Annotated in this window: 6 protein-coding genes; 3 read left to right on the forward strand and 3 right to left on the reverse strand. The window is 67.3% G+C overall.

From position 1 onward, the window contains the following. Nucleotides 1-485: 485 nt before the first annotated feature. From prpE to N7590_RS21400, 3 genes are all read left to right on the forward strand, one after another. The gene (gene prpE, locus N7590_RS21390) at nt 486-2,366 is read left to right on the forward strand and encodes a propionate--CoA ligase (RefSeq protein WP_164242947.1); all 1,881 of its coding nucleotides are present in this window, start codon (nt 486-488) and stop codon (nt 2,364-2,366) included. A 221-nt stretch (nt 2,367-2,587) separates the two neighbouring features. Beyond that, nucleotides 2,588-3,091: a hypothetical protein gene (locus tag N7590_RS21395; protein WP_164242946.1), complete on the forward strand. Its 504-nt coding sequence runs from the start codon at nt 2,588-2,590 to the stop codon at nt 3,089-3,091. 46 nt (nt 3,092-3,137) lie between these two features. Beyond that, nucleotides 3,138-4,193, forward strand: a complete 1,056-nt coding sequence (locus tag N7590_RS21400; RefSeq protein WP_164242945.1) for a suppressor of fused domain protein — start codon at nt 3,138-3,140, stop codon at nt 4,191-4,193. A 66-nt stretch (nt 4,194-4,259) separates the two neighbouring features. On the opposite strand, the gene N7590_RS21405 is transcribed toward N7590_RS21400, so the two are convergent. The 3 genes from N7590_RS21405 to N7590_RS21415 all read right to left on the reverse strand — a co-directional run bounded on the left by N7590_RS21405 (nt 4,260) and on the right by N7590_RS21415 (nt 7,741). Further along, entirely contained in the window at nt 4,260-4,871 is a 612-nt protein-coding gene (locus N7590_RS21405; protein WP_004154511.1) for a glutathione S-transferase N-terminal domain-containing protein, read from the reverse strand. An 84-nt stretch (nt 4,872-4,955) separates the two neighbouring features. Then, on the reverse strand, nt 4,956-5,414 hold the full coding sequence (locus tag N7590_RS21410) for a cell wall hydrolase (RefSeq protein ID WP_004154513.1): 459 nt from the start codon (nt 5,412-5,414) through the stop codon (nt 4,956-4,958). A 296-nt stretch (nt 5,415-5,710) separates the two neighbouring features. Further along, nucleotides 5,711-7,741, reverse strand: coding sequence for an NADPH-dependent 2,4-dienoyl-CoA reductase (locus N7590_RS21415; protein WP_053512180.1), 2,031 nt, complete (start codon nt 7,739-7,741; stop codon nt 5,711-5,713). Nucleotides 7,742-8,195 lie beyond the last annotated feature (454 nt).

Genomic DNA, 8,195 nt, shown 5'->3' on the forward strand with positions numbered 1-8,195 from the left:
CCGTCCCACCTTCGACAGGTTCACGCGGCTGTTGGTAACGTTGGCCGTGGTTCCGCGCGGCTGTTGGTAGGTGTCGACCTTGGTCGACACGATTTTCCGTCAGATATCGAATGAATCATCCACGCATGGCGTGGATCTACCGTGTCGACCAAGGTCGACACCCACCGGAGCAGAATGCCGTTCCGACAGATCGCGGAAAACTGTCGAAGGCGGGGTGGGTCCGGTTGCGGGAGTGTCCGCGGCATGGATGCCGCGGCCAAGCCCCCAAGGACGGGTTTACGGCGTCTCCCGCAACCGGGCCCACCCCGCCATCCCCCAGTAGCCCAGCTTTTGACGTTGACGTTGACGTTGACGTTGACGTTGATTCTGCAGGTGCAGGGCTGCAAGCCCTGCAGAACAAACCCACCCCCTACCAAGGTAGGGCGGCCCGCGCGGCAGCGCCGGACTATCCTCGAAGCCATGACTTTGTCTGGGAGGGCTGCGTCATGAACTACGAGGAAACCTACCGTCGCTCGATCGACGAGCCGGAGGCGTTCTGGGGCGAAGAAGCCAAACGCATCCATTGGCACAAACCGCCGCAGCAGGTACTCGACTACAGCAACCCGCCGTTTCGGCGCTGGTTCGTCGGCGGCGAAACCAATCTCTGCTACAACGCCGTCGATCGGCACCTGGCCGAGCGCGCCGACCAGCTCGCACTGGTGGCCATTTCCACCGAAACCAACAGCACCCGCGAGATCACCTATCGCCAGCTGTATCGCGAGGTGAATGACTTCGCTGCCGTACTCAGGCGCCTCGGCGTCGGTCATGGTGACCGCGTGGTGATCTACATGCCGAACATGGCCGAGGCCGTGTTCGCGATGCTCGCATGCGCGCGCATCGGTGCGGTGCACTCGGTGGTGTTCGGCGGCTTTGCAGCGCACAACCTGGCGCTGCGCATCGACGATGCGAAACCGAAACTGCTGATTGCCGCCGATGCCGGCATGCGCGGCGGCAAGCTGATTCCGTACAAGGCGATGGTCGATGCTGCCTGTGCAGAGGCGAGTGCACCGCCACCGCACGTGCTGATCGTTTCGCGCGGGCTGGACGCCGCCGAACCGCGGGTGCCGGGCCGCGATGTGGAGTACGCCACGCTGCGCGCGCAGATCGGTGAGGTCGATGTGCCGGTGCAGTGGCTGGAGTCCAGTGAGCCGAGCTACCTGCTGTATACCTCCGGTACCACCGGCAAGCCGAAAGGCGTACAGCGCGATGTCGGCGGCTACGCGGTGGCGATGGCGCAGTCGATGGAGACGGTGTTCGACTGCAAGCCGGGCCAGGTGATGTTCTCCACCTCCGATGTCGGTTGGGCGGTAGGCCATTCCTACAACGTGTACGGCCCGCTGATCGGCGGCTGCACCTCGCTGTTGTACGAAGGATTGCCGACCAACCCGGACCCGGGCATCTGGTGGGCGCTGTGTGAGCAGTACAACGTGCGCACGATGTTCTCCTCGCCCACCGCCATCCGCGTGCTGAAGAAGCACGATGCAGACTTCATCCATCGCCACGACCTGCGTGCGCTGAAGTACCTGTTCCTGGCCGGTGAGCCGCTGGACGAACCGACCGCGCACTGGATCAGCGATGCACTGGGCAAGCCGATCATCGACAACTACTGGCAGACCGAAACCGGTTGGCCGGCGCTGACGCTGTTGCCGGGGCTGGACATGAAGCCGGTGCGCTTCGGTTCGCCGGGCTTCCCCAACCTCGGCTACCGCATGAAGGTGATCGACGAGAACACCGGCGAGGAAGTCGCTGCGGGGCAGAAGGGCGTGCTGGTGGTCACCCCGCCGTTGCCGCCGGGCTGCATGAGCACGGTATGGAACGACGACGGCCGTTTCCTGCAGAGCTACTTCAGCCACTTCAAGGAACTGCTGTACAGCTCGCTGGACTGGGCCATCCGTGATGACGATGGCTACACCTTCATCCTTGGTCGCACCGACGATGTGATCAACGTGGCCGGGCATCGCTTGGGCACGCGCGAGATCGAGGAGGCCATCTCCAGTCATCCGCGCGTGGCCGAGGCGGCCGTGATCGGGGTCAAGGATGAACTGAAGGGGCAGGTGCCGCTGGTGTTCGTCACCCTGAAACAGGGCCTGGACGGCGAGGATCCGGCGCCGGTGGTGGCCGAGATGATGGCGACGGTGACCACTTCGCTGGGCGCGGTGGCGCGTCCGGCGCACGTGCATGTGGTCAACGCATTGCCCAAGACTCGCTCCGGCAAGCTGCTGCGGCGCTCATTGCAGGCGCTCGCCGAACAGCGCGATCCGGGCGACCTGTCGACGCTGGACGACCCCGGCGCGCTGGAGGAGATCCGCCGGGCGCTGGGGCGCTGACCCTGTAGTGCCGGCCGCTGGCCGGCAACCTCGGCATGCAGGATTGCCGGCCAACGGCCGGCACTACCCAAGCCTGCCAGGACTTGCGCTAAGCTCGCCCTGTCATCGGTCTGCAACAGAGCCTGCGCTTCGGGGAAGCTGCGCAGGCTTCGACGGTGGCAACCAGGGGGCGTGCCCGGCACGGGCGCGCTGGCTTTGCGCATCGAGGATTGGGGGGATGCATGGCATTGCTGCACGCCAAGACGGCCGCTGGCCGTCAGGAAATCGAAGACCGCGGCCGGCGCCTGCCGGCGGCACTGCGTTCGATCCTGTTGATGGTCGATGGCCATCGCGATGACAACGAACTGCGTGGCTTGTTCGAAGGGCTGCGCGCACCACCGGATGCACTGGAACAACTGGTCGCGCAGGGCCTGATCGAAGCCATCGGTGGCAGTGCCGACGCTGTGCCGACGCGTGCGATCAGCACGGGCCGCGAACAGGACCCGGCGTTGTACCAGCAGCTGTACGACGCGATGAGCGAAGCGGTGCGTCGCCATCTCGGCCTGAAGGGCTACTTCATCCAGTTGAAGATCGAGCGTTGCACCGATGCGCTGGCGCTGGAACGCCTGTGCCCGGAACTGCTGGCCGCAGTGGGCAAGGCGCGCAGCCCGGCGTTGGCGCAGCGCTGGTGGCAGGAAACGCAGGCGGCCTTGGTGAATGGTAGCAATGAGGTCGTACAGGCCTGAACCACCGCGTAAAGTGACCGGTTCACTTCCCCACAAGGAGTCCCGCGTGCAGGACGACCACGACGACACCGATACCCCGGGCTGGGACGCGATCAACGCCGCGCTGGCGCCGTTGTATGCAGGCCAGGAACCGCGTCATTACGGCACTGCGCTGCCGTATACGCTGGGCGGGCAGGATCCGCTGGATGGCATCAGTGTGTACTGGGCGGATGCGCCGGTGCCGCACTGGCACTACATCACCTACGGCTTCTCCGAGCTGTACGCCAAGGAGAGCAGTGATGCCGACGCCAGTGGCTACGGGTTCGAGCTCACCTTCCGCCTGGCGGCCGTAGACGGTGATAGCGCAGGCAGCACGCCGCCGGCGTGGCCGATGAACCTGCTGCAGAACCTGGCGCGCTATGTGTTCGGCAGCGGCAACGTGTTCGAGGATGGCCACCACCTCAACGCCAACGGTCCGATCGCGCTGGAGACCGGCACCCGGCTGTGCCACCTGGCCTTCATTGCCGATCCGCAGTTGCCGGCACGTGATACCACCAACGGCCACCTGCAGTTCCTGCAGCTGGTCGGCTTGACCGATGAAGAGATGGAGGCGGTCAAGCGCTGGTCCACGCGCGGCGTGCTGCAGGCGCTGCAGCCGGCGATGCCGCTGTGGATCAGTGACCTGCAGCGCGGCAATCTGCTGGACGATCCGGCGCTGGCCGCGCAGGTGCAGGCCGGCAGCGAGCGCGAGGGCTCCAGCACCGGCATGCTGTTCATCGAAACGCTTGATTGGCGACAGGAGGCCGGCATCACCACCCTGGTGCTGGGCGCCGGCCAGGTCGCCAGCGTGTGCGAACTGCTGCCGCTGCGCCTGCGCCATGGCAAATCGCTGGAACTGGTCAGCCGCGAACGGCAGTGGGAGTTCATTGCGGCCGGGGGCGGTGAAGCCAGCGAGGTGTCTGCCGACAGCGCGCGCTGGGCGCTGGATGCGGCCGGATTGCAGGCGTTGGCGAGCGTGCGTGCCGAACGCGGGATCTATCCGCTGGCAGGCGCGCTGCGCATTGAAGTGGTGCCGACCTACCTGCGCGATGCCAAGGGCGAGGTGATCCGCCAGATCGGCTGAGATCCCGTTCCCCTCGAGTCAGTTCGGAGCCGCTCGCATCGCGAGTGGCTCCACCCTCATACAGGGTCAGGCCAGGCCCTCTGCCTTCAGTGCGGCCTGCACGCCGGCGTCGGCGTCCATGCGCGCCTTGTAGGCGGCCAGGTTGTCCAGGCCGGACAGGTCGACCTTGGTGCCAGCGGCCCAGCGCAGGGTGATGTAGAAGTACGGATCGGCGTAGCTGCGGAAACCGGCCAGCCACGGCTTGTCTGCCAGCTGCTTGTCAGCGGTTTCGAACAGGCCACGCAGGCGCTTGTGCGCAGCGGCGCGGATGGCGTCGAACTGGCTTTCGTCGGCGATGAACTTGCCCGGTGCGAACAGCGGCGAGAAGGCCGGATGCACGTCCGAATTGACGAAGGCCAGCCAGCGGGTGGCTTCGGCGCGCTGGCGCGGGCTGCCGTCACCGCCGAGGCCGGCCTGCGGGTAGCTGTCGGCGATATAGCCCATGATGGCGGCGTTCTGCAGCAGCACGAAGTCGCCGTCGACCAGCGCGGGTACCGCACCGGCCGGATTGATCTTGAGGAATTCCGGACCCTTCAGGGTGTCCTTGTTCAGCAGTTCAACCTCGAACGGCTGGCCGGTCCACTGCAGGGCGATGTGGTCGGCGGTGGAACAGGCACCGGGCTTGCTGTACAGCTTCATGGGAACTCCAGGTGATGCGGGCGGGAAGCGCCCACTATCCCAGAGCCTGCCGGCGGGCGGCAACGCTGCCGCCAGCACGGATCGTTACGACTGCCGTGGCTTGAGGTTCTGCACCTTATAGAAGGTGTGATCGCCGATGGTGGCCACCTGGTAGGCGTTGCGCCAGTTCGGGCTGGCGATCGACAGCGCGGCGAAGTGGCTGGCACCGGGCACGATCTCGCGGCGCTCGCCGGCCGGCAGCGCCCAGTTGCGCTCTGCGTCGAAAGCGACGTTCATCGCCTCGCTCCACGCGGCGTCATTGCCCAGCTGGGTGCCGGGGGAGACGATGGTCGGCGCGAACTGCTTGCGCGCGGTGACCACCTGGCACATCGAGTCGCCCCACAGGCCACTGTCGAGGCGGCGCAGGGCCACCTCGGCGACGGCCTGCTGGCCGCGCAGGGTCTGGTCGCGGGCTTCCAGGTACACGGTGGTGCTCAAACACAATGAATCAGCGGCCGGCTGCGGCAACAACTGCGACAGCCAGAGAATCCAGGCCAGTTTCATATAACTCCTTGCTCCGTATGGGCCGCACCTCTTGGTTCCCGCAGCGGGGGCTGCGGGCCGGGGTACGACTTGGCGTCATGGGGAGGCGGCCATCGGGGCCGCCCCGTGGGCGGCCCCAAAAGAAACGATCAATACCGATCGAGGGGGCCGCGCCGGCTCACCGGAAACTGGCTGGTGAGCGGAAAGATGGCGCAAGGTAGGGGGGCATAGCCGAACGCATCATGAATCGACCGGCTTGACATTCAGGTTCGACAGGGGTGACGAAAATCACATTCCGCCCCCCATTCAGGCACGCATCAGAGCGCGGCGGCAACCCGGCTGCCCTGGTCGATGGCCCGTTTCGCATCCAGTTCGGCGGCCACGTCGGCGCCGCCAATCAGCTGTGCGCTGATGCCGGCGGCCTGCAGTTCGGCCTGCAGTGCGCGGTTCGGCTCCTGCCCGGCGCAGATCACCACATGGTCGACCGGCAGCAGCTGCTCGCTGCCTTCGACGCGGATGCGCAGGCCCTGGTCGTCCACGCCGAGGTACTCGACGCCACCCAGCATGCGTACGCCCTTGGCTTTCAACGTGGCGCGGTGGATCCAGCCGGTGGTCTTGCCCAGCCGCGCCCCCGGTTTGCCGGCGCTCCGCTGCAGCAGCCACAGCCGGCGCGGCGAGGCCTCGGGCTGCGGCCGGGCCAACGCGCCGCGGGCCTCGAAGGTGGCATCCACGCCCCACTCGGCCATCCAGCGCTGCGGGTCCAGCGACGGCGATTCACCGGCGTGGCTGAGGAACTCGCCGACATCGAAGCCGATGCCGCCGGCGCCGATGATCGCTGCATTGGCGCCGACTTCGACCCGGCCCAGCAGCACGTCCAGGTAGCTGACCACCTTGGCGTGGTCGGCACCGGGGAAGTCGACCTTGCGCGGGGTGATGCCGGTGGCCAGCACCACCTCGTCGAAGCCGGCCAGCTGCGCAGCGTCGGCACGGGTGCCCAGGCGCAGCTGCACCCCGGTTTCGGTCAGTTTGTGCCGGAAGTAGCGCAGGGTCTCGTAGAACTCTTCCTTGCCCGGAATACGCTTGGCCACGTTGAACTGGCCGCCGATCTCCTCGTGGGCATCGAACAGGGTGACCTGATGGCCGCGTTCGGCGGCAACCGTGGCACAGGCCAGCCCGGCCGGGCCAGCACCGACCACGGCCACCTTCTTCGGCGTGGTGGTCGGGCGGTAGACCAGCTCGGTCTCGTGGGCCGCACGCGGGTTGACCAGGCAGCTGGCCAGCTTGTTCTCGAACACGTGGTCCAGGCAGGCCTGGTTGCAGGCGATGCAGGTGTTGATCGCCTCGGCGCGGCCGGCGCGGGCCTTGTTGGCCCAGTGCGGGTCGGCCAGCAGTGGGCGCGCCAGCGACACCATGTCCGCACCGCCATCGGCCAGGATGCGTTCGGCCACTTCGGGCATGTTGATGCGGTTGGTGGCCACCAGCGGCAGCGTCACGTGCGGCTTGAGCTTGGCGGTGACGCCGGCAAAGGCCGCACGCGGCACCGAAGTGGCAATGGTTGGAATGCGCGCTTCATGCCAGCCGATGCCGGAATTGATGATCGTCGCGCCTGCGGCCTCGATGGCCTGTGCCTGCTGCACGATCTCCTGCCAGTTGCTGCCGTCCTCGACCAGGTCCACCAGCGACAGGCGGTAGATGATGATGAAGTCCGGACCGCAGGCTTCACGGATGCGGCGCACGATCTCCACCGCGAAGCGCATGCGCTGGCTGGCGTCGCCGCCCCAGCGGTCACTGCGCGTGTTGGTGCGCGGCGCGATGAACTCGTTGATGAGGTAGCCCTCCGAGCCCATCACTTCCACGCCGTCGTAGCCGGCCTCGCGGGCCAGCTTCGCGCTGCGCGCGTAGTCGCTGATATGCCGTTCGACGCCGCTGGCCGACAGCGCGCGCGGCGTGAACGGGTTGATCGGTGCCTTCAGCTTCGACGGTGCCACCGACAACGGGTGGTAGGCATAACGGCCGGCGTGCAGCAGCTGCAGGCAGATCTTCGCGCCGTGCTGGTGCGCGGCGGCGGTGAGCTGCCGATGCGGGCGCACCTCCCAGGGCCAGGACAGCTTGCCGCCGAACGGCTTCAGCCAGCCGACCACGTTCGGTGCGAAACCACCGGTGACGATCAGCCCGACGCCGCCTTCGGCGCGTTCGGCGAAGTAGGCCGCCAGCCGCGGGAAGTCGCGCGCGCGATCCTCCAGGCCGGTGTGCATCGAACCCATCAGTACGCGGTTGCGCAGCTGGGTGAAGCCCAGGTCCAGCGGGGTGAACAGGTGGGGATAGGCGCTTTCGTTGGCTGGCGACATGGTCGATACGCTTGCGTACGGAAGCGCGCAGCGTGCCGCGAAACGGCGGCCGGGGCAAGGGTTGCTTCGCTGGGTCGTGCCGGCCGCTGGCCGGGAGCGCTCGGCACATGCGTGCTGTCGCTCCCGCAATTCGCTGCGCGAACCGCGGGCCCCACTTATCGGCCTCCACGCCCCCGCGCCTGCGGCGCTGCCCCCGAACTCCGGGGGCGGTAGTGCCGGCCGCTGGCCGGGTGCGCTCTGCACATGCGTGCTGTCGCTCCCGCAATTCGCTGCGCGAACCGCGGGCCCCACTTACCGGTCTCCACGCCCCTGCGCCTGCGGCGCTGCCCCCGAACTCCGGGGGCGGTAGTGCCGGCCGCTGGCCGGGAACGCTCGGCACATGCGTGCTGTCGCTCCCGCAATTCGCTGCGCGAACCGCGGGCCCCACTTACCGGTCTCCACGCCCCCGCGCCTG

The organism is Stenotrophomonas sp. GD04024 (genome assembly GCF_029837545.1).
GTDB classification, from domain to species: Bacteria; Pseudomonadota; Gammaproteobacteria; order Xanthomonadales; family Xanthomonadaceae; genus Stenotrophomonas; species Stenotrophomonas forensis.

Bases quoted from the DNA above. Each gene is read 5' to 3' on its own strand.
- N7590_RS21405 (WP_004154511.1), bottom strand. From the start codon at position 4,871: ATGAAGCTGTACAGCAAGCCCGGTGCCTGTTCCACCGCCGACCACATC.
- prpE (WP_164242947.1), top strand. From the start codon at position 486: ATGAACTACGAGGAAACCTACCGTCGCTCGATCGACGAGCCGGAGGCG.
- N7590_RS21395 (WP_164242946.1), top strand. From the start codon at position 2,588: ATGGCATTGCTGCACGCCAAGACGGCCGCTGGCCGTCAGGAAATCGAA.
- N7590_RS21415 (WP_053512180.1), bottom strand. From the start codon at position 7,741: ATGTCGCCAGCCAACGAAAGCGCCTATCCCCACCTGTTCACCCCGCTG.
- N7590_RS21410 (WP_004154513.1), bottom strand. From the start codon at position 5,414: ATGAAACTGGCCTGGATTCTCTGGCTGTCGCAGTTGTTGCCGCAGCCG.